Origin of the sequence: Methanosarcina sp. UBA5 (genome assembly GCF_002505485.1) — an archaeon.
Lineage (GTDB): Archaea > Halobacteriota > Methanosarcinia > Methanosarcinales > Methanosarcinaceae > Methanosarcina.
This window is the reverse complement of the sequence record NZ_DAVG01000026.1, coordinates 1-20,918: the sequence shown is the minus strand read 5'-3', so window position 1 is coordinate 20,918 and position 20,918 is coordinate 1. Positions and strand designations below refer to the sequence as shown.

At 39.8% G+C, this 20,918-nt stretch carries 18 protein-coding genes; 5 read left to right on the top strand and 13 right to left on the bottom strand.

Annotation, left to right across the window (positions count from 1 at the left end; translation table 11 throughout):
• Nucleotides 1-514 precede the first annotated feature (514 nt).
• From BP621_RS02495 to BP621_RS02485, 3 genes are all read right to left on the bottom strand, one after another.
• Nucleotides 515-754, bottom strand: a complete 240-nt coding sequence (locus BP621_RS02495; protein ID WP_292387782.1) for a hypothetical protein — start codon at nucleotides 752-754, stop codon at nucleotides 515-517.
• Nucleotides 755-843: 89 nt separating this feature from the next.
• A complete protein-coding gene (locus BP621_RS02490; RefSeq protein ID WP_292387780.1) occupies nucleotides 844-1,248 on the bottom strand; it encodes a pyridoxamine 5'-phosphate oxidase family protein in 405 nt (134 codons plus the stop codon).
• A 639-nt stretch (nucleotides 1,249-1,887) separates the two neighbouring features.
• Nucleotides 1,888-2,133: a hypothetical protein gene (locus BP621_RS02485; RefSeq protein WP_292387779.1), complete on the bottom strand. Its 246-nt coding sequence runs from the start codon at nucleotides 2,131-2,133 to the stop codon at nucleotides 1,888-1,890.
• Between the two features lie 350 nt (nucleotides 2,134-2,483).
• Here BP621_RS02485 and BP621_RS02480 point away from each other — a divergent pair, with 350 nt between their 5' ends.
• On the top strand, nucleotides 2,484-3,242 hold the full coding sequence (locus BP621_RS02480; RefSeq protein WP_292387778.1) for a fasciclin domain-containing protein: 759 nt from the start codon (nucleotides 2,484-2,486) through the stop codon (nucleotides 3,240-3,242).
• Between the two features lie 122 nt (nucleotides 3,243-3,364).
• Here BP621_RS02480 and BP621_RS02475 read toward each other — a convergent pair whose 3' ends face one another.
• The 3 genes from BP621_RS02475 to BP621_RS02465 all read right to left on the bottom strand — a co-directional run bounded on the left by BP621_RS02475 (nucleotide 3,365) and on the right by BP621_RS02465 (nucleotide 5,263).
• Nucleotides 3,365-3,805 (bottom strand): pyridoxamine 5'-phosphate oxidase family protein, encoded by a 441-nt coding sequence (locus BP621_RS02475; RefSeq protein WP_292387777.1) that lies wholly within the window; start codon nucleotides 3,803-3,805, stop codon nucleotides 3,365-3,367.
• Complete coding sequence (locus tag BP621_RS02470; protein ID WP_292387776.1) at nucleotides 3,789-4,031, bottom strand: hypothetical protein; 243 nt, start codon at nucleotides 4,029-4,031, stop codon at nucleotides 3,789-3,791. The genes BP621_RS02475 and BP621_RS02470 overlap by 17 nt, the downstream gene beginning before the upstream one ends.
• Before the next feature lie 242 nt (nucleotides 4,032-4,273).
• Nucleotides 4,274-5,263, bottom strand: coding sequence for a GAF domain-containing protein (locus BP621_RS02465; protein WP_292387775.1), 990 nt, complete (start codon nucleotides 5,261-5,263; stop codon nucleotides 4,274-4,276).
• A 426-nt stretch (nucleotides 5,264-5,689) separates the two neighbouring features.
• On the opposite strand from BP621_RS02465, the gene glgP reads away from it, so the two are divergent.
• Complete coding sequence (gene glgP, locus BP621_RS02460) at nucleotides 5,690-7,366, top strand: alpha-glucan family phosphorylase (RefSeq protein WP_292387774.1); 1,677 nt, start codon at nucleotides 5,690-5,692, stop codon at nucleotides 7,364-7,366.
• Nucleotides 7,367-7,796: 430 nt separating this feature from the next.
• Here glgP and BP621_RS02455 read toward each other — a convergent pair whose 3' ends face one another.
• Complete coding sequence (locus BP621_RS02455; protein ID WP_292387773.1) at nucleotides 7,797-10,709, bottom strand: PGF-pre-PGF domain-containing protein; 2,913 nt, start codon at nucleotides 10,707-10,709, stop codon at nucleotides 7,797-7,799.
• Nucleotides 10,710-11,432: 723 nt separating this feature from the next.
• Here BP621_RS02455 and BP621_RS02450 point away from each other — a divergent pair.
• Complete coding sequence (locus BP621_RS02450) at nucleotides 11,433-12,302, top strand: type II CAAX prenyl endopeptidase Rce1 family protein (protein ID WP_292387772.1); 870 nt, start codon at nucleotides 11,433-11,435, stop codon at nucleotides 12,300-12,302.
• Nucleotides 12,303-12,416: 114 nt separating this feature from the next.
• Here BP621_RS02450 and BP621_RS02445 read toward each other — a convergent pair whose 3' ends face one another.
• A complete protein-coding gene (locus BP621_RS02445; RefSeq protein WP_292387771.1) occupies nucleotides 12,417-13,598 on the bottom strand; it encodes a tetratricopeptide repeat protein in 1,182 nt (393 codons plus the stop codon).
• A gap of 143 nt (nucleotides 13,599-13,741) precedes the next feature.
• A complete protein-coding gene (locus BP621_RS02440; protein ID WP_292387770.1) occupies nucleotides 13,742-14,947 on the bottom strand; it encodes a hypothetical protein in 1,206 nt (401 codons plus the stop codon).
• 386 nt (nucleotides 14,948-15,333) lie between these two features.
• On the opposite strand from BP621_RS02440, the gene BP621_RS02435 reads away from it, so the two are divergent.
• Nucleotides 15,334-15,540, top strand: coding sequence for a hypothetical protein (locus tag BP621_RS02435; RefSeq protein ID WP_292387769.1), 207 nt, complete (start codon nucleotides 15,334-15,336; stop codon nucleotides 15,538-15,540).
• 500 nt (nucleotides 15,541-16,040) lie between these two features.
• On the opposite strand, the gene BP621_RS02430 is transcribed toward BP621_RS02435, so the two are convergent.
• Complete coding sequence (locus BP621_RS02430) at nucleotides 16,041-16,562, bottom strand: protein-tyrosine phosphatase family protein (RefSeq protein ID WP_292387768.1); 522 nt, start codon at nucleotides 16,560-16,562, stop codon at nucleotides 16,041-16,043.
• A gap of 238 nt (nucleotides 16,563-16,800) precedes the next feature.
• Nucleotides 16,801-17,556 (bottom strand): PKD domain-containing protein, encoded by a 756-nt coding sequence (locus BP621_RS17035; RefSeq protein ID WP_349682039.1) that lies wholly within the window; start codon nucleotides 17,554-17,556, stop codon nucleotides 16,801-16,803.
• Nucleotides 17,557-18,202: 646 nt separating this feature from the next.
• Here BP621_RS17035 and BP621_RS02420 point away from each other — a divergent pair.
• Nucleotides 18,203-19,360, top strand: a complete 1,158-nt coding sequence (locus BP621_RS02420) for an LL-diaminopimelate aminotransferase (RefSeq protein ID WP_292387767.1) — start codon at nucleotides 18,203-18,205, stop codon at nucleotides 19,358-19,360.
• 189 nt (nucleotides 19,361-19,549) lie between these two features.
• Here BP621_RS02420 and BP621_RS02415 read toward each other — a convergent pair whose 3' ends face one another.
• On the bottom strand, nucleotides 19,550-20,095 hold the full coding sequence (locus BP621_RS02415; RefSeq protein WP_292387781.1) for a ferredoxin domain-containing protein: 546 nt from the start codon (nucleotides 20,093-20,095) through the stop codon (nucleotides 19,550-19,552).
• 80 nt (nucleotides 20,096-20,175) lie between these two features.
• Nucleotides 20,176-20,918: MBL fold metallo-hydrolase (locus BP621_RS02410; RefSeq protein WP_292387766.1), on the bottom strand; the 743-nt coding region annotated here is incomplete at its 5' end.

Here is a 20,918-nt window from a genome sequence, read left to right as displayed (position 1 = left end):
TAAGTTGCGTTGAAGACTATAAATGTCTAGGTCATATACCCCTAACGAGAGAATAAAATAAAGTTCAGTCAAAATAGAAAAGAAGTGCTTTGAACAAAAATTTAGAAGCCCAGTACAGGCATAATTCGGATGTCCTTTTCCGTAAATTTATTTCTGGAATCCATTCTGATAAATCTTTATTTCCGGTATCCTTTCTGGTAAGTTTTTATATCTGAGATCTCTCTTCGTAGATCTTTATTTACAGATACGGTAAAATCCAAGGTATTGACAAATTTGCTCATGAGAATAATATAAAAAATTTACTGTTATTTACAGATAAAAAGCAACACTAATAAAGGAATTCTGGAAAAACAAAAGAGAGTAAGTGTGAACAGGAAAGAATAGATACCTGTCTGTTCTCAATTCCGTTCAATTACTCTTATTTGATTTTTAGGTACCTATTCTCTGAATTTGCTACTATAAGAGATTAAATATATTATACCCCTTTATAGCATTGGGTTTTATTCCCTGTTCATTATTTCTTTCTACCATTCGGTTTTTGTTTATTCTTTCTTGAATTTTCAGGGAGTTTTTTATCAGGAGTGACTCCGTAATATTTTGTCCTTGCAGCTCCCCAGATGCAGCCGTTTTTCCCGAAGATTTTCAATTCGATTTTCTGGATAGCTTTGCAAATTTTGTTTCCCTCTCTTGCACCCTTGCAGACTATACAGAACTTTTCACAAAAAACAGGGGCATTTTCCTTATTTTCAACCATTTCGACACTCTCAACCATAATTTATTCTTATCCGGATACTTATGGGTGCTTATCCAGATGCTATGCTGATACAGTATGGTTAAATTTGATTAGAGTAACTTCTTTCCTGCTTCAGGGCCTGGAGCGCACTGGAATACGCCGATAATCCTTACTTCTATAAGGTTCTTTGCAGGAAGTCCAGGCTTTGCTGCATGCACAATTGCTTTCATTTTTTCAAATTTTTCTCCGGAACTGAGAATTTCAGCTTTACCTTTTATCTGGAAGCAGCCGCCAGTGTCTGGTCCCCATACATAGATTGCCACATTTGGATTTTCCTTAAGGTTTGCCAGGGATTTGGCCATGAAATTATCGGAAATCCAGATTGTTTCATCATCTACAAGCTGGCAGAATCCTATAGGCACTACATTCGGAACTCCTTCTTTTGAGGCTGTAGCTACGGGAAAGATCTTCACCTTTGAAAAAGCAATTTTCATTTCTTCGTTTAATTTTACCATGGTAATCACCATCAAGATGGTTGCAGTATAAATTTATATATTTAAGCGTCAGAATTGTGTATTGAAGGTCGGATTTGTGTATTTTAATAACCTTCCAGGAAAAAGGTTAACTCGGGTTTTTAAGTAAAAAAAGGAAAAATAGAGTCTCAACGATAGTATAAGGAATCTAGGAGCAGAATTAAGTTAAAACCTGTTGTTTCATAATGTTTCAACAAATTCTTAGCATCGTGCTTCCACCCTTTTGGAATTCATATGCTATCTTTATTCCCTTTACATCTCGGTTTCTTGCCCTTAAAAAGTCAATTATAGGCTCAACGTATGATGATCGGTAGGCGTCTACGTCCAGTAATGGAAATATTCTTACCTCATTTGAAACCCTGCACAATTCCTCTATCGATTTCAAATGAAATTCCAGTGACAGGTTATCTGTATAGATAAATAACAAATGCGAGCACAGTGCCAGATCAAACTCTTTGTCACTAAAAGGCAGAAAGGGCAGTTTACCCGGTATATATCTTTTTTACATCACGCCTCCTGAAAATCTTTCAGAAATTTCTCCATAGCTGACATCCTTATTCTTTCGAGTTCTTCAACTGAGCCAATTTATTGCCAGATAAATTTATCCTGGTTTTTCTGGGTCTAATCAATAATGTCATTATAGGTTTCATAAATTCTCTGTCTAATCTGATCAGCACTGAAAAAGTAAACAGGATCAACTGATATGATATTTCCGCCTCGTTCTGTTAGCTCTGCATTGAAGCTTGCAGGTCCGTCTCCACAACCCAAGAGCTTTCGCTCGAGATCGTCAGGTGTTAAGTTAAACATTCTGACATATTCGTTGAAAGACCTTCCCCATGGTTTGATATCATGATAGACGATTGTCATCCTATATACACCATAGTATATGATTATACAACGCGTATAAATCAGTATTCTTTAATAACGAATCCACCCTAAAATCAACTTTACCTGAGATTCGTAACGTTTTAGAAACTGTATTGAAACTCTATAATTAACTATCTAGTTAAAAGAATAACCAAGTTTAGAGCCTGTCTCAAAATTCAAACCGTTTTTGCATTTGGGTAGTGGGAATCAAAGTAAATGAGAGTTAACTTTTGAGCGACCTTGCTGTCTTTTTAACAGAAGTCTTCTGCAAATATAGATAAGATTATATCAAAAGAACATGTATTGTGATGTGAAAATTTAATTATAAAGTATATCTTTTAAATATATATTTGGGGGGAAAAGATATTAGGAAATTTGGAATTCTTGTAGTTTTACTTTTAGCAGTAATATTTATTTCCGGCTGTGCGGAAAATATTCAGGACAATAAGACAGGCACTGGGGACGAAGAAAAGATAACTCCTGTAGAAGGTGCTACTTCTAATGTAACTGAAAAAGTTACAGAACCGGCAGACGGAGATGCTCGGGAAGGATCAATGCTTAATCAGGAAGAAACCTCCCTGGTTGGAGGGAAAGAAGTCATAATCCCGGGTGAAGAGAATTCGAGCCAGGGAATACTGGGTGAAGAGAATTCGGGCCAGGGCAATGAAACTTCTTCTGAGAACCAGACCTTGAATAATAATCAAACAATTCTTCAGATTGCGGAAGGAGCAGGATATACTACCTTTTCTTCACTTGCGAGGGATGCAGGGCTTGAAGACACTCTTAATGGAGGAAGGCTTTATACTGTTTTCGCTCCTACTGACATAGCTTTTGAGAGCCTTCCAGAAGGCACGCTTGACGACCTTCGTAATGATAAAGAGAGGCTGAACCGTGTGCTGACCTATCATGTGATCGATGGAGAATACAGGGCTTCAGATCTTAAAAACATGAATTCTCTGACTTCCCTGGAGACCGAAAAGCTCGCTGTGAATACCATAACTGACGGAGCGACAATGGTAGGAAATGCAACTGTTATAGAGCCTGATATCATTGCAGGTAATGGAGTAATACACGGAATTGATAAAGTACTGATTCCATTAGGAGTCTGAAATAGAAATCAGGAATAGAAGCAAAGCTTATGTTGATTTAAAATTCGTGTTGACTTAAAGATCACTTTTATTTGCTTCTTTCATTCCTTTTTTACCTTACTTTTTAGATAGTTATCCTGTCTTCAGAAACTGACCTGCTCCCTATACCCGAACTTAACGCTGTAATCGAGATAATAGATAACTTCTGGCTCAATTTTTATCATGATACTATCCGGGTCTGGGGGCATATCTGCGGCAATCGGAAATTTTGCTACCAGTATTTCCCCAATTTCTCGCAATTTTTTCTCATCAGTAATTATTGATGCCTTGCCTTCAATCTGAAGGGCCTTCATCTCAAACCAGTCTGGATCATCCTCGTCGACAGTATATGCTACATAAGGATTCTGCATAATATTCTGGACTTTCCGGGTGTTTTTATTGGTTGCCATATATACAACAGCGCCTTCGGATACATATGCCATTGTATGGGCCATTGGCCTGCCCTGCGGGCTTACAGTTGCAAGGTTCAGGTAGTAATGATTTGAAAGGTACTCATAAATCTTATCTTTAAGTTCTTTTGCCATAGTCCCCACCAAAATTTATACTTTCAGCTAAAATCTCGTTTGATTGGACTTTTACATCGGGTCTGCCAGAATACTGTAAATTCAGTACAGTCTTTCTAATCCCGTGATATGATTTTCCAATCCTGATACAGTTCACAATTCTAAAATAAATTTTAAATCTTGTAACAAATTTATAATTTTGTAATATAAAAAAGGGAAAATTCCATTTGTTTTGTCTTTCCCCCATACAGTTTAGAGGGACAAAATTTATAAATTTTACTTTTATCTGCAGTCAGTGAAAACTTTAATGTTATAGCTACGTGATTTTTCCGGAAACATACCAAAGTGATAGTGGAAAAGAACTGACAGAGCTAATAAAGGACTGAGAGAGTTAAAGAAGGACCAATAAAAGTTAAACACAGACCAAAAGAAATTAAAAAGAATTGAGAAGAATTAAAAAGGATTGAAAGAGCAAAAGATAACTCTTATTTAAGACTTGTTCTTCTTTCTACATTCTTTTAATTTTTCTTCCAGGCGGATATGAGAGATGAAGACTCCGAATTGCGTTGCAATGGTTTCGATGACAGTGCGCACACTATCCGGAATCTCGAATTCAAGGCTCGAAGCAAGATAAAATGCTGCGATAACCTTTTTTTCTGATTTTACAGGGATAATTGCGGTAGCTCTGAGATTTTCATGCCTGAGTGCGTCATCTCTTGACGTTAGAAGAAGATCTATATGCTGTTTATAAACCGGCTGCCCTATCATAACAAGTTTAGTATTTGGGGAATTCCCATTATAATAGGAGGCATGCTCAACAAAATTAGGGGAAAAACCGTGGTGAATGGCGAGTTTCATATCTCCTGTTTCCTCATCGATAAGATAAATGCCTCCGGCATTGATTTCATCTATTTGAAGGCATGAATCCAGCAACTTCTCAAGGGTCTCATTCAGGGAACTGGACGTGCTGAGTGCAATGCCAAGGTCTCTCTGAATATAGAGTAGTTTTTCTTTCCTTTTCCGCTCAGTAATATCCAGGACTATTCCCTTAAGGTACTTTACAATCCCATTTTCATCGGCTTCAATGAAAGTCCTTTCATCAACCCAGCGTACTTCGCCTGATTTCGTCAGGATTCGGTACTCCTGGGAAAAGTCAACATAATCTTCTTCTATCCTTCTTAAGAGTTCCCTTTCCACTCTTTCCAGGTCGTCAGGATGTACGATATTGCCGTACATGATTTTTCCGGATGTAAACTCTTCTACGGTGTATCCGAATTTCGTTATGTTTTCTGAGACAAACTCGGCAGGCCAGTACTTCTCCGGCCTCCAGAGGAAAACCGTTACAGGAACTTTATTTATTACCGAGATCAGTTCCTTTGCCATCTCTAAAGCGTTGCATAAAGCTGCTTCATTCAGGTATTTACAGGCTTTCTGCCTGCCACTCCAATTCTTAGCCGAGTTCGAAACCACTTTGGACATCTCATTCTCCATAGATTAAAAATCTCTTACAGGAAGCTCTGTATAAATTTCCCATATTTACATTTTTTGCTTCGCAAACATAAAAGTACGCAATAAATTAAAAAGCTTGTGATTTAAGTTTCGAAATGCATCAGAATGCAGAGACTTGAAAGTTAGAATCTATATAAAGACCCTATGAAAAGGAATACACAGGTATGAGAAAATATAGGGGAAAAATATATATACATTATTGAGATTAATAGCCAGTTTAGTTAATAGCCATTCTATTTCTAGACACGTTTTTACGTTTGTAAAAATCCTCGATTTTCTCTGCCTGAGGTATAAATCCTATTTATAAATGAATTTCCAAGGTCAATTTGATATATAACCGATAACATATTTTTTGATACATTTCTACAAAAAATAAAAAGAGGCGAGTTTGAGAATATGGACGATCTTCAGGGAGTATTGAAAGGACAGAAGATTGCTTACTTTTCTATGGAAATAGGGCTCAATAGTGAAATCCCGACTTATGCCGGAGGGCTGGGCATACTTGCAGGGGATACTATTCGCTCGGCAGCGGACCTGAATATTCCGCTGGTAGCAGTAACACTGGTAAGCAACAAAGGTTATTTCAGGCAAATTCTTGACTCTTCCGGAAACCAGGTTGAGCACACCGAAGAATGGAATCCTGCCCGTTTTATGACGCTTCTCGCAGAGGAGGTAAGCGTAAAAATTCAGAACCGGGACGTTAAAATCAGAGCATGGCTGTATAATTGTAAAAGCCTTACAGGAGGCTGTGTACCCATTATTTTCCTTGATACCGACGTCGAGGGAAATGACTGGGAAGATCGCAGAATTACGGATTTTCTCTATGGGGGAGACCAGCGCTACAGGCTCAACCAGGAAATAGTACTTGGGATAGGGGGAGTAAGAATGCTTGATGCGCTGGGCTTCAAGATTAGAAAGTACCATATGAACGAAGGACACTCAAGCCTGCTCGGTCTGGAACTCCTGAGGCGTAACGGCATTGATCCTGTGAAAGTCAAGGAGCTCTGTATTTTTACTACGCATACTCCTGTGGAAGCAGGGCATGATAAATTTGATTACGGGCTTGTAGAAGACCTTATCCAGGACAAAAATAGTGTGGATATCCTCAGAAGATTCGGGGGAGCCGAACGCTTTAATACAAGCCTTTTTGCCCTTAACCTGTCGAACTATGTCAATGGAGTCACAAAGAGGCACAGCCTGATCTCAAGTGAGCTCTTTCCGGGCTACAAAATCCAGGCGATCACAAACGGCGTCCATTCATATACCTGGACTTCTCCTTATCTCAGGAAACTGTACGACCGCTACATACCTGGCTGGGCAAATGAACCTGAGCTTCTGGTAAGGATAGACGGAATTCCTGACAGCGAGATCTGGGAAGCCCGCTGGAACGCAAAAAAAGCCCTTATCGATGAAGTTAACAAAAGGGCAGGCGTGGGTATGGACTACGAGACTCTGACAATCGGCTTTGCACGGCGCATGACCGCGTACAAACGGGCAACCCTGGTCCTATCCGACCTTGAAATGCTCAAAAAAATAAACAGAAGGGGCAAAATTCAACTCATTTTTGCAGGCAAAGCTCATCCGCGTGACGAAGCAGGAAAACAGATGATCAGGGACATTTTCAAAAACATTGAAATTTTGAGGGAAGAAATAAAGATTGTTTTTCTGGAAAACTATGATATGGACCTTGCCGCAAAAATGGTTTCCGGAGTCGATCTCTGGCTGAATACACCAACCCGCCCCTATGAAGCCTCAGGCACGAGCGGCATGAAGGCTGCCCATAATGGAGTCGTGAATCTCAGCGTACTCGACGGCTGGTGGATCGAAGGTTGGATTGAAGGCGTGACTGGCTGGGCAATGGGCCCTCAGCCCGAAGAAAAACTTTCCGAAGAAGAAGCAAAAGCTGCCGAGCTAAGCGACCTTTACAATAAGCTGTATTATATTATAGTCCCCATGTACTACGACCGCAAGGATGATTGGGTTAAGCTAATCAACAACTCCATAGGCATGATAGCCTATTATTTCAACAGCCACAGAATGATGCGGCGTTATGTTACACATGCTTATTTGTAATGTGCTCTGATCTCTCAGAGGGATTTTGTGAGCTATAGTTTTATCCCCTTATTTTTTAGAGAAATATAGGTAAGTTTTGAGGATATAGCTAGGTCTAATTTTTGTAGACGAAACCGTTATGAAAAACAAGAACTGGCGGAAAACGAAGAAGAACTTACGAAAAGCAATTGAAGGTTCAATCAAACCTAATTTGACAGTATGAATTCCGTGTATTATGAAACCTCATTTTTTCGTCAAAATCATTTTGACAGCCTACAAAACTTTCCTTAAAATTACCTTTGGTTTATCGTTTTTTCAACCCAACCTTTTAACATAATTATTAAACTGTCAAAGTAGGGATATTCCGAAAAAAGAACTTTGATAATCCAAAAGAACCTAAAAAGTAAGAAATTAGATAGCGGGATAGTTTTTCCCTACCATCTAACCGTATTTATCTCCTTCTATATCGGGAAGCTCCAAACAGCCCGATAATACAGTAAATCACTTCAAATCCAGGCATATTATTAGTTTCTTCCTTCTGCTCAGAGGTCTGTTCAATATCAGCTGCCATTTCTTGAGTAACATTTTCTGGATTTTCGATTTCAGGTTCGGGCAGTATTTCAACCACATTTTCTTTTGCCGTAGGCTTACCTGTTATTGCAAAGGGCGAGAATCCCGGGGGTTCGGCTGTGAAATATATGTATTTGTTATCTTCCCTGAACAGGGTGGCTGGAAGTTTATTCCATTTCTTTTCATTGTACCTGTTCAGGGTGATTGAAGCCTGGTCAATGCCTTTATTCCGGATCCAGGATTTTTCCACTTTGAAACATACAATCGCGTTTTCGATGTTCTTATCCGTTCCATATCCACCGTTTCCAACCCAGATATTGAGGTAATCGTAGACCTCGCCTTCGGGCGCATCCGGCGTAAGCGTGGATTTGTTTTTCAGCATCTCAACAATCGTTGTTGTCTTGCCTACCGTCTTCTTTGAGTCGAAGCTTAAATAAACAATAGCAGTGGCATTCTTTGGAAAATCAAACTTTACAGGATTTCCGCTTTGTATGTAAGTCTGTGAAAGTTCCTTTACTTTTACATTCTTTGCAGGCTCAGGGGAACCGCCTGCCCCGCCACCCCCGCTGCTGTGGCTGCTTCCTCCACTTGAACCTCCATTTTCACATGCAGTTATTGTAGACGTTTTTGAAGTGCTTCCGCCGGCGTTGCTTACTACCAGGGTGACGTCATAGGTTCTTGCTGAAAAATAAGTATGCGTTGGGTTCTGCTCAGTCGAACTCGTTCCATCTCCAAAATTCCAGTTCCATGAGGCTGGAGACCCTGTACTGGTGTCAGTAAACTGAACAGTTAACGGGATATTTCCACTTGTTATGTTGGAACAGAAATTAGACAAAGGAGGTTTTGTCGATACTGTTATATAATTTTGTTTTTCAATAGAATTTGATCCTTTGCTATTTACTACGGTCAACGTAACATTGTAAACTCCATCATTTGAGTATACATGTACCGGATTCTGGTCTGCTGACGTGCTTCCGTCCCCAAAATTCCACGACCAGGACTTTGGAAGTCCAGTTGATGTATCCGTGAATGCTATACTCAGCGGTCGAGGTCCTTCTGTACAATTACTGGTGAAATCTGCAACCGGAGGTGTCGCCTGGATAACCGTAATTGTTTGAATCATTGAATCGCTCGAAACTTCATTTTCTACGGTTAACTTAACCGTATAAGTTCCTGGTGACGTATATATGTGAACAGCATTTGCAGTACTGGTCGCAGGCGAATTGTCCCCAAAATCAAGCTGTTCAGTGGCCTGGTTGGTACTGTGATCCACAAACGTTACACTTTCCCCGGCAAATAAACTGTTTGGGGAAACCGTATAATTTGCAGTTACTTTGGAGAATCTGGGGACCTGATTCCAAGATGAATCCCCCAGATCTCCCATTCGGTAAAACGCTCCTCCATTCTGGTAAGTATAATTTAGAATCGAATCCAGTCGTGACGTCGAAGTCTGGTATGGCCCGTTAACATTTGGAGTTATTGCATGCCCAAATAACACAAGTACACTCCCCGTTTTTATTGCGTAATTGATACCATGTTCTATAGACGGCAGGCTGGCACCAATTGACTGGTCATCGATTTCTACTCCATACAGAAGGCGAGTATCGTCCCAATTGTAATAGGCCAGGGTTGTTTCATTTATATTTCCATTTACTATTGTGGAAGTTCTCGTTCGGAGTGTACGGAAGTATGGAGCTACTGCTGCATCGGAAACTTCATTTCTACTTGAATGAGGGTATGCTAGGGTACAAACCGGATAACCATAACGGGTAACTTCTACGATATTCGGGAATATTTCCTGATTCAGCCACACTTCAGGGGTGTTATTATTTAGAAATTTAACCGAATCTACGTGATTATACCCGTGTAAAGCTACTTCCCACCCGGCTGAGTGCAGTGCATTCAGGTCTCTTAATTCGGTTTCGGCCTCTCTTCTGTTATTTATGTTATTTACATTAATAGTGCACTTAGCATTATATTTCTGGAAGATTGGCAAATATTGATAACATGATTGAATATGCCCTGAATCGTCCCAGGATAAAGCAATGCCTCCGGGTTTACTTAAATTCTTTATACTGCGAAGGTCACTCGCATATAAATCTAAAATTTCGGATGGGCTCAATGTCCTGTTATACACATAAAAAGCATATATTGCCCCGTCTAGCCCATAAGCAGTATTAGAGGATGAGCCTATCGTCCAGTCTTCCGTGATATAGCTCGGGCCTAAAGACGTCGCCGTATAATCCACGCCTTCTCCATTAGCAAGTCCATTGATGTACAGTTGAGCATGAGCACCGTCGTATGTTACAATAGCTTCATAATCTTTGTCAGGTTGTATGCGAGTAGTACTCGAGCTGTGAACGTTCTGACCGTCGACATAAATTTCATACGTAAGCAGGGAATTCGTATGGTCAATGCTGATCCTGAATGCGGTATTTCCTTTAGAAACCAGGTATGTATTACGAGTTGGATTGCTTGAATCGTACCGGAAAAAAACCCCAAAAGTTATATGTGGATCAGTAAATGCAAGTTCTTCATTATTAGGTACTGTTATTCGGTTTTGTCCATTGAACTGTCTTCCTATTTGTCCGGTTGGCAGAATAAAGGTTGTACTACCGTTATTTATACCGTTATTTCCGTGTCCCGAATTGTCAACTATAGTGTTTCCAGTATCTGCAGACCAGTTATAATACACAAGTTGATTTGTATCTGCATGCGCAGTACCTACCAGACCAGTTATCAATATCAGAAATAAGCCATATTTCACATATGTTTTGAAATCGTGAAATTTCATTGTGTCAAACCTCTTTAATTAAGACAATATTAAGCGTTTTTCTCTTTCTCAGGTTTCAAAAGCCTCCTTTTTCCCATTCTGGTGCAAAAATTGCTTATTTCAATGTGATAGTTAAGAACTTTCTATTTTTATTGCCATAATTTTTTATTATATTTGCACGGTTTTCTCATTATTCTTCAAGTTTGTACTAAGTATAAGCCTCGTGCTTGGGCTCTTATATGTTCAAAAAATCCATTTTAACTAGGAAATTTAATTTAATAATATTTACACAGTATGGACTTGAGAGGGCAATCTAACGGTAAACCAATATAACCAACGAACAATTCAATAATTATTAAACAGATATATTACAACTTTCTAATACTTATATTTAAGTCAGCAGCGCTTACAGCGTTCTTCACGAATTATTATACTACAAAAGTTGATACAGTTTTAAAGGAAATCTATCCTAAAAAAGATTACAGTTTAAAGCGTAAACATAGCATTAAGTCGCTTGATAGTTTACTATCACTTTCACCACGGAAAGCAAATATATTATTCAAAAAGTCGGCGCTCATTTCGAATAGGTAACTCCGTGAAAGTGATATAATGAACTTTTATTGACGCACATAGCAAATTTTAACAATATTGGGCAAATTAATTATACAAGAATAACATAATTAAGCATAAGTTTTAACATATTTTTATATAAAGGTTATTAAAATTTACTATGTGGAGAGTTATATGAATAAAAAAGTTATTCGCAATACTGTCGTATTTATTGTCCTTGTTATTCTTAGTGGGTGGATAGGTGTTCTTGTAGACTCTTCCCTTCCCGAGCAACCTAAAAATGAGTCTTCTGGAATGGGGATATGGTTGGTATTGCCCATGTTGACTGCAGTTGCAATCACTATATTCTCAAAGGGCAACTGGAAAGATTTCGGTTTCAATCCGAATTTCAAAGGAAACATAAAATGGTACTTGATTGCTACTTTGATTTTTCCTGTTGTAACAACAATCGTTCTGATAATCGGAGCTACAACAAGATGGATTGACTTCTCAGCCTTTGATTTCAGACCTTTTATTTTGATATTTTCCAGTACTCTGCTAACTAATTTTATTATAGATATTTTTGATGGGGCCCCTTTACATGGTTATCTAACTTCACAACTTCTAAAATTAAATTTTAGTGATTGGAAAATATATCTCATTGTTGGCGGTCTTTGGGGAATCTGGCATGCTCCATATTATCTGGTATTTTTACCCGCAACAGAGATACAAGCAGTGTTACCTGTCAATCGAGCCATATATTTTACTATTTCTATTGTAACATTGGTATGTTGGGCAGTGATGTTTATTGAACTCTTCAGGGTAACAAAATCAATTTGGCCGGGTGTTGTACTACATATGGTAGAAGACTCCCTAATAAATCCCTTAGTTATATTGGGTTATGTCAGCATTGCAGCAGGAAAAGAAATTCTTATTTCACCAATCAATGGAATTATACCTACAATTCTTTACTTGTTAGTTGGATTGGGAATAAGAGCTTATAGAAGACAGACAAGCCAAATAATTTTTAGCGAAATAAAGGAGGAAAGAAGTTTTCCCAATTAAAGAGAGGAAAGAGTTTTTCCTCCTTTAATTGTCTCAAGTTCTTTATCTAACAGAGCCAGAAGCAAAAATTCATAAGGAAAATGATCTCCTATTAGTCTTCAAGGCCTGGAAAATTCATTTTTCTCCAGAGTCAGGTTTTTTAGCCTTTGTACGAGCGGTTTCAGCTTTTGCTTTGGCTCCTTTGCTTTCCCACAGATCAGCTGCGATCTTAAAAGCATTTTCGGCTCCTTTGGGGTTGCCAAGCTTCAGGAAAACCCTGCCTTTTTCATACCAGGCTTCAGGAAAGTCCGGTTTCTTTCGGGTTGCCTTTTCAAAAGCATGCAAGGCTGCTTTTTCAGAGCCGATTTCAAAAAGTACTTTTCCTTTAAGATACCAGGCCTCTGCATTTTCGGGTTTTTCCTCAAGGGCTTTTTCAAAAGCTTCTCTAGATTTCTCAAGTTCTCCAAGCCTTAAATGACATTTGCCTTTTTCAAACCAGATGCCTGCATCCTCAGGATCTCTTTCCAAGGATCTTTCGAATTCCTTCAGTTCCTCTTCGCACTTACGCATCCGGACAAGCACAGCATCCTTCCCCTCCCAGGCATTTTTCTGTACCGGGTTCAGGGAAATAGACCTCTCGAAAGCTTCAAGTGCCTGCCTGAGGCGCTCGAGCTTTACCAGCGCAAACCCGGTATTGGTCCAGAGCCCTGGATGATCCGGATTTATCCTAGAGACACTTTCAAACGTTTTAAGAGCCTCTTCATAGCGTTTGAGTTTTAGTAGAGTATTTCCTTTATGAAACATGGCTGGAAAATGTTTGGGATTTTCAGAGAGTACCCTGTCGAAAGCCTCAAGTGCAAGCCTGAGCCTGCCCTGCCTGTAAAGAATTACTCCTTCCTCATAGAGGCTCTCTGCACTTTTCGGGTTACTACTTTCTTCCGGACTCTCGCCTTCGAGATAGCTTTTCCGAAGTCCGGTTTCCGAAAGATACCTGAACTCCGGAAATGTTTCCGAACCAGGCCTTGAATCAAGGTATATGAATTCTTCTTTTGGCACAAAAGCCTTGCAAATCCATCCTGCCTCAACCTTCCGATTTGTAACGACGCAGTATCCATTAACATGCTTGGAACAGACCCCGCAGCAGTAGATTCTCCTTTCCAGCCGGTATCGAATCTGGTCAAGCTCAGTAGTAACCAGCCCCTCGTTCAGCCGTGCTTTAAAAGTCTCGTACGGAATGTTTTTAATTTTGATATAAATTGTTGAAGGGGCAGGTGAGTTCCATTCCGGAGGGCTTGAGGTTGGTTTTCTGCAAATCATAGTTCTGGCAGGGCTTTTCCTTGCGGATTTTCTTCTTTTTATTGGAAATTTCTCTTTTTATGGAAGTTCCTCTTTGTACTGAAAATTATCCATCGAAATTAAATATTTATCGCAGACTAGAGATTAATCGCAGATTAAATCTTTTATTGTGTTTCATTCTCGGAGGATTCAGTCCCGGAGGCAGAGTTATTGAGTTCTGTCCCATTAGCCGGTGAGGACTGATCTTGCGCTGAAGTTGGCGAACGAGAGGGCTTAGAAACCGGTTTTTGAGATGCAGAAGACTCCTGTACGATTATGACTTTGGTAGCATCCGTGCTTCCGAACTCGTTTGTGGCTGTCAGGGTATAAGTTGTAGTTTTGTCGGGGGATACGTGCTGGCTGCCAGTTAAACTTACGGTTCCTATTCCGGGCTCTATCGAGACTTTCGAGGCTCCAGAGACACTCCAGGTTAAACTTGAGCTTTTTCCCTTCCCGATAGCATCCGGATTCGCATTAAACGAACTGATAGATGGCAGGCTTTCTTGAGATGCCTGATTCTCCTGAAGTGCCGAATCATCTTGTGATTCCTGATTATCTTCCGATACCTGATTCTCTTTAGATGTCGAGTTCTTTTTCGATATCGAGTTCCCTTCCGATGCCTGATTCTCCTGAGTCGATGAACTCTCCTGAGATGTCAGGCTTTTTTCCGCAGACGGAAGATTCGATGCGGAAACATTTTCGGGAAATGTTGCGTTTTCCTTAACTGCAACGGTACAGTAAGCTGCATCTTCTTTCTCGCCATTTGAAGCTGTAAGTTTGTATGTCGTAGTGTCGGCAGGAGACACATTCAATGTTCCGGTGGGCTCTACAACTCCTATCTCTGGATCTATGGTAACATTTGGAACCCCGGAAACGTGCCAGTTAAGGACTGTACTCTCACCGGGTGTGATGGAGTCAGGACTTGCATCAAACGAGCTGATGATAAAAGGCTCTTGAGATTCGTTATTAACCTTAATCGTACAGAGCGCTACTTTTTCATTTCCTTTACTAGTGGCTATCAATTTATAGGTCGTAGTTTCGGAAGGGGATACAGAAATAGATCCGTTCGAACTTACAGGTCCTATAGTAGGCTCTATTGTAATATTGTCAGCTCCAGAAACGCCCCAATTCAAAATAGAAGATCCCCCCGGCTCAATAATACCCGGGTTTGCATTAAAATTGCTGATTCCTAGAGCAGCTGCAGGAAAAAGAGCTTTTAGAGCAATAGCTATACTCAGTAAGGTACCAAGTAATTTTATAAGTTCTGGTAACGAGTTCCATAACGACTTAATATGGTCCCAGATTGAATTTTGATTGTCTTCTTTATCCATAATCAAACTTCCTACAACCTATAATAAATTAAAACGAACAACCACTATTAGTAGGTTGAAAACAACGTTTTTCAGGAAAGTTAACCTGAAACGTTAAGTTAAACATTAGATTCTTTTTTGGATTACAGTTGCGATATATCTCATTGTTTAATAATATAATATATATTAATTTTGGGATATATTTTCAGAAAATTAGACGAAGTTTAGAAGTGAGCAAATTGAATTCAACTGACGAATTCGACTTATGCTTCAACTAAAGAATTTAACTTGATTTTAGAGGGAGTCATTTTTAAGGAAATGAACTTTTTATGTTGAAGGGAAAGAACTTTTTATGTTAAACTATTTATATACATCTTCTTATTAAGTACTTAAAGAAGGTAAGTTCTATGAACTATTGCAGAACACACGGAATTCCAGCCTTATTTTCTTTTTTCTTCCCTGGCCTGGGCCAGCTTGTAAAGGGACATCTGTTCAAAGCATTGGGCATCTGGATAGCCTTCATTATAACCGGGACATTGCATATTTTCGGGACTGGATTTTTATTATGGCTGATTATATGGATCTGGCAGCTCTATGACGCCTACAATGCCTGAATAAAAGCAGATTTGAGAGCGTCTGGAAGAATAATCTGAAAAGGATAATCTGAAAAGAATTATCTGGAAAAGATAATCTAAAAAGGATAATCTGAAAAAGATAATCTGAAAAGAATTATCTGGAAAAGATAAAAACAAGTGTATAGTAAGCTAAGTTACTTAGCTATACATTAAACTTTTTCTAAAAATCAGAGGACACGATCCTATTTTTTCAATTGCTCGCTATGAGTCAGCTTTATTTGGTTAAGTCTATCTGTCTATTTTCAGTTTTGCTATCAATATCTATCAAAATGTATCAGATTAATAACGATCAAAAACAAAAACGCTATCATGAAGCTAAACTTACGTTTGATACTACAAGTAAGTACCATCGATATCTATCAATATCTGTCAAAATCTACTAAATTGATAGGAAAAATAAATGAACTGAAACTCTAGGTAAAACAGAAACACTTTCCCCCGCTCCTTATAATCCATATAAATATATAAGTTCCAGATTTTTAGTATTTGCGTACCATTTCCGCCTGCCATTCTGTCTCCGGCCATCCTCTGAAGCCTCTGAGCTTGTTTATATCTTCCAGATAATTAATCACCTCATTAGCCTCAAAACCAAGATCCTTGATCACACACCCAAGAACTGTTCCAGTTCTGCCTATACCTCCCATGCAATGAACAACAATGCCTTTTCCTGCGTCTATTTCTTCTAATATTACATTAGTTGCCTTTCTTACAAGCCATTCCAGTGTGTCAGGATCATATGGAGAATTACCATGATGCAGATCTTCTAATTCTGCAGAAAAGAGAATTTCAAGAGGATAAGGGTTATAAGATACTTCAGAATCACAGAGGCAGACAACACTCGAGAAACCTGCATTCCTAATTTTCTCCCATGGGGTGCGCGTTGAGGGATAAGACATACCAGCCAGAGGTACAGGTTCTTTAAGAACTACGTAAAAATTCGTTGGAATTCGAATGCCTTCTATTGCAGGCATCGCCAGAGGACTCAATAAAGAAGACGCCATGCTATAAGAGTATGAGGTTGGATAATATAAATTTCATTTAAAGAACAGAACATTTGAGCATAAGTGTAATTGTTAAGAAAGTTACTAAATAAGAAGTTTATGTAAAAAAATAAGCTTGTACAGAAAAGTAAATTTGTACGGAAAAATAAGTTTGTGCAGAAAATGAAAAATAACCCCCCGATATTACCCACCAATGCTTTTTCACTTTTCGTTTTTTAATTTAAGGCATTCACTTCTTTTATGCGACTTTAATATACCCAAATACGGATTTAGTGCCGCAATAGGTATCGTTTTTCTCTGTTAAGGTAATTGTATATTGTCCTGAGCTGTTGTACGTGTGTACAGGATTCTCTTCTGTTGAATTCGTCCCATCTCCAAAGTCCCAATTCCATGACGTTGGCGATCCTGTACTATTATCAGTGAAAGCGACTTTCAGTGGCGCATTTCCTGAAGTTGGAGACGCAGAAAAGTCAACTTTCTGAAGGTTCGAGTCAAGAGTATTCATGTGTAAATCGCCGTTCAGAAGGTCATTGAACCAGTTGTCTGAGTCAAAAACGTTATTGAAGTCCTTGTTCATGAACCCATTGAACCAGTTGTCCCATATAGTCCTGTCATTTGAGATAAAAGGCTTCAAATGATTTATTTCACTGGAAAGAAATGGAATACCTGACAGCCACTGATTGGCCTCATTTGGGATAATCTGGACATTTCTGGAAGTCGAGAAGTTGGACGCATAAATATTCACACTATCCACACTCCCATTATCAGTGCTGTTGTCATAATGACATACGACTTTGCTGCTGTAGACAATAGGAGAGGACTGCGATGACTCATTAATTACTGTCCCATTACTTGTCATAACCTGAGTCTGAGTAATAATTACCGGACCATTCTGGTCACTCGACGCCGATGCAACGGATAAAGCAGAAATTGAAAAGGATAAAATAAGGGCTGTTGAAGCTAAAAGTAAAAACAACTTTTCCCTATTTTTCATTTTGTATTACCTTCTTTGTATTTCATTTATCCTTGTTTAATGTTTTTCACGGGATTTACAAGACCGGTGAGGAATAAATCAAAACATTAAACTTCGAATTGTCTTGACCATAAGAATATAATAAATACTCTTGTGCTTGATTTTACTCATCAAACGTGTAAGTCCTGTAACACTAATTTTTCTTTATTTATAATTATTTCCTGGCCGTCAGTTGTACATTAACGATCAAAGTTGCACCGGGACGCTCATATCTCCAAGCAAATATATCTCTAATATAGACCTCAAGAGACTACAGCCTTTAAACACTCATCTAACGGCTTTTTATCTTTTGCGACAAATTATTCTATAGATATGTCACACTGGTCCATATATCTCAGTAAAAGACTAAATTTTTTCCGGTATTCTTCCAGATCCTAAATGTAGAGGACACTAATACATGGGCCATTCTATCCACCAATATTCCAGCAAATTCTTCCAGAAACACATTAAAATACTAGAAGTTAATTCTTTTGAATTAATTAGAGTATCTTAAAATAAAAAATCATCCGGCAATTTATAATTTTCCTTCATCCCATACCTTTTAATATTCCAAATAACGTAACTATGCTCACTTACGCATGCCAATCATCTTCAGGTGACGTTATCAATGTACTCTGATCGAATCAATGCACTACCCCCATACCTTTTTGCTACTATAGATGAAGCAAGGGACGAACTAATTGCCAGGGGAGTCGATGTTATCGACCTTGGCGTGGGAGACCCTGACCTGCCGACACACCCGCATATTGTCGAGGCTATGCGGGAAGCTGTCTGCGACCCGAAAACGCACGATTATCCTTCTTACGCCGGGATGCCTGAATTCAGAAAAGCGGCGGCAGACTGGTGTAAAAAATACAAGAATATTGAGATTGACCCTGCAACTGAAGTCCTTGCTCTGCTTGGGTCAAAGGAAGCGGTTGCACATATTCCGCTTGCTTTTGTCAATCCTGGAGATGTCGTACTTTACACTGATCCTGGGTATCCGGTCTACAAAATAGGAACAATGTTTGCGGGCGGGGAGCCGTATCCACTGCCGCTGACTGCCGAAAACGATTTCCTGCCTGACTTGGACTCAATTCCTGAGGATGTCCTGAAAAAGGCAAAGCTTTTCTTCTTTAATTACCCGAACAACCCAACGGCTGCAACTGCGGATATGAGGTTTTTTGAAAAAGTCGTTGAGTTCTGCAAGAAGCACGACATCATTGCAGTGCATGACAACGCTTACTGCCAGATGACATACGACGGGTACGAATCTCCCTCTTTCCTTGCTGCAGAAGGGGCAATGGATATTGGCATGGAACTCTATTCGCATTCCAAGACCTATAACATGACAGGCTGGAGGCTCGGGTTTGCGGTCGGAAATAAAGACCTTATAAAAGGACTCGGCAAGGTCAAATCCAATGTGGACTCAGGCGTCTTTGATGCTATCCAGATCGCGGGCATTGCAGCACTCTGTTCTTCCCAGGCCTGTGTCGAAGATACAAATAAAATTTATCAGGAGAGACGGGATGCTCTGATACAAGGACTTACAGCGATGGGCCTTAAAGTAAAACCCCCAAAAGCCACTTTTTATATTTGGGCGCCTGTTCCAAAAGGTTTCACCTCAATAGATTTCGCAAAGCTCCTGCTCGAAGAAGCCGGAATTGTTGCAACCCCTGGTGTCGGGTTTGGAGAAGCGGGAGAAGGCTATATTAGATTTGCCCTCACAAAACCGGTTGAAAGGATTAAAGAAGCTGTTGAAAGGATGAAAAAACTAAAATTCTAACTGATTGCATTTAGGAAAATTCTGAACTTTAGAGGATAGAGGAGCTCTAAGTTTTAGAGAAACCTTGAACCCTCTAAACATCCGGATATTTTTAAAAATAATCTGACCAGACGCGGGAGATACCAGTCCAGAATAATTTTCCTTTTTACAGCAGGTATCCCACCTTTTTTAATAAGCTCTATGTGAGCCTTATTTCCTATCAAAAAAGATATTTTTCCCGGTTACGCTCAAAGGAATTCCAAAAACAACATCTGCGTCAAGCAAACCCGAAACTCTAGTGGCTGCACCAATTGAGTACATAACTCTGTTGTCAATGCAGAAATCCTTAGCTTTTGCAACGGCTGCCCCTATAGCGATTCCCAGGTCTATATATTTAAGCATACAATTTGGGCCCCTAAAATCTACCTCTACTTTCTGCTGGCTCAGCATTTCAGCACAAGTTTCAAAACCGCAGGCTCCACAGTCTAGACCTGCAGCCCCGCTGGTTTTAACACCGATGAGGACAGCAGCTCCTGCGTTTCGAATATTTGCAGCATCCCTTTTCAAAAAAGCAAAGCCTGCACCCTTTTCATCTGCCAGTCTTTCCATTGTCGAGGCAAGCACTTCGATATCAGTTTTTTCGACAAGGGCAGTCATTATATCGTCTACACCTTTAGCTTTCGGGGCAGTCCGTGCAGCAAGAAGTATGCTCTTTGCAAGTGTTTCAAGCACTTCGGATTCAGGATTGAGAATCATGCCAGATAATTGGAGTCGTCCGGGTTTAAGCATTTCGCAGGCTAAAAAGGCTGCTATTATTGTTATCATTCTTTCCTTTATTAAAAAGCAAATAATTCCCCGTTTGCGGGCGCATATGCATCCACACCGATTTCTTCCGAAATCCACTGCGCAAAGCTTTCGGTTTTGTCACCATGCATTATAAAGACCCTTTCAGTGCCTTTCCTGCAGAAATCCTTCACAACCTTTTTGAGTTCGCTATCGCCGCTGTGAGCGGAGAAGTCATACTGTTCTACCCTGGGTTTGAGAGTGAGGATATCTCCTCTGGTCTCAACAAATCTGTGCTCAAGTGCAAGCCTGCCGTTTGTGCCTTCTACCTGGTAGCCCGTAAGCAGGACTTTCGAACTGGGGTCTTTGTAAAGCCGGCTCAGGTAATAGAGTACAGGCCCTCCGTTCAGCATCCCGGCTGTAGTAACAATGACTGAAGGTTTTTTAAGTACCGAATCCCGCTGCTGATCCTTTACGGGAATAGCACGTCCGAAAGCCCGATCAAGGAGCTCGGGAGTTTTAAGGTATTCCGGATATTTTCTAAGGATCTTGTATACATCCCTGCCCATACCGTCTACATAAGCCTGAATTCCATGGGCATCAAGCAGCATGAGTATCTCCTGAGTTCTGCCTATTGCAAAGGCAGGGATAAGGGCAGTGCCTCCCCTATCCAGAGTACTAAGGATCGATTCGATAAACCTCTCTTCAGTCTCTTTTCGGGGGACATGTTCTTCCCCAAAATACGTGCTCTCGAGAATCAAAGTATCGGCTTCAGGAAACTCAGCCGCCCCAGTTA

Excerpts from the sequence above, each read along its gene's own strand:
- BP621_RS02485 (WP_292387779.1), bottom strand. The coding sequence starts at position 2,133 with ATGACAATCGTCTATCATGATATCAAACCATGGGGAAGGTCTTTCAAC.
- BP621_RS02475 (WP_292387777.1), bottom strand. The coding sequence starts at position 3,805 with ATGGCAAAAGAACTTAAAGATAAGATTTATGAGTACCTTTCAAATCAT.
- BP621_RS17035 (WP_349682039.1), bottom strand. The coding sequence starts at position 17,556 with ATGAAAAATAGGGAAAAGTTGTTTTTACTTTTAGCTTCAACAGCCCTT.
- BP621_RS02470 (WP_292387776.1), bottom strand. The coding sequence starts at position 4,031 with ATGGGGGAAAGACAAAACAAATGGAATTTTCCCTTTTTTATATTACAA.
- BP621_RS02435 (WP_292387769.1), top strand. The coding sequence starts at position 15,334 with ATGAACTATTGCAGAACACACGGAATTCCAGCCTTATTTTCTTTTTTC.
- BP621_RS02430 (WP_292387768.1), bottom strand. The coding sequence starts at position 16,562 with ATGGCGTCTTCTTTATTGAGTCCTCTGGCGATGCCTGCAATAGAAGGC.
- BP621_RS02495 (WP_292387782.1), bottom strand. The coding sequence starts at position 754 with ATGGTTGAAAATAAGGAAAATGCCCCTGTTTTTTGTGAAAAGTTCTGT.
- glgP (WP_292387774.1), top strand. The coding sequence starts at position 5,690 with ATGGACGATCTTCAGGGAGTATTGAAAGGACAGAAGATTGCTTACTTT.
- BP621_RS02450 (WP_292387772.1), top strand. The coding sequence starts at position 11,433 with ATGAATAAAAAAGTTATTCGCAATACTGTCGTATTTATTGTCCTTGTT.
- BP621_RS02455 (WP_292387773.1), bottom strand. The coding sequence starts at position 10,709 with ATGAAATTTCACGATTTCAAAACATATGTGAAATATGGCTTATTTCTG.
- BP621_RS02490 (WP_292387780.1), bottom strand. The coding sequence starts at position 1,248 with ATGGTAAAATTAAACGAAGAAATGAAAATTGCTTTTTCAAAGGTGAAG.
- BP621_RS02465 (WP_292387775.1), bottom strand. The coding sequence starts at position 5,263 with ATGTCCAAAGTGGTTTCGAACTCGGCTAAGAATTGGAGTGGCAGGCAG.
- BP621_RS02445 (WP_292387771.1), bottom strand. The coding sequence starts at position 13,598 with ATGATTTGCAGAAAACCAACCTCAAGCCCTCCGGAATGGAACTCACCT.
- BP621_RS02420 (WP_292387767.1), top strand. The coding sequence starts at position 18,203 with ATGTACTCTGATCGAATCAATGCACTACCCCCATACCTTTTTGCTACT.
- BP621_RS02440 (WP_292387770.1), bottom strand. The coding sequence starts at position 14,947 with ATGGATAAAGAAGACAATCAAAATTCAATCTGGGACCATATTAAGTCG.
- BP621_RS02415 (WP_292387781.1), bottom strand. The coding sequence starts at position 20,095 with ATGATTCTCAATCCTGAATCCGAAGTGCTTGAAACACTTGCAAAGAGC.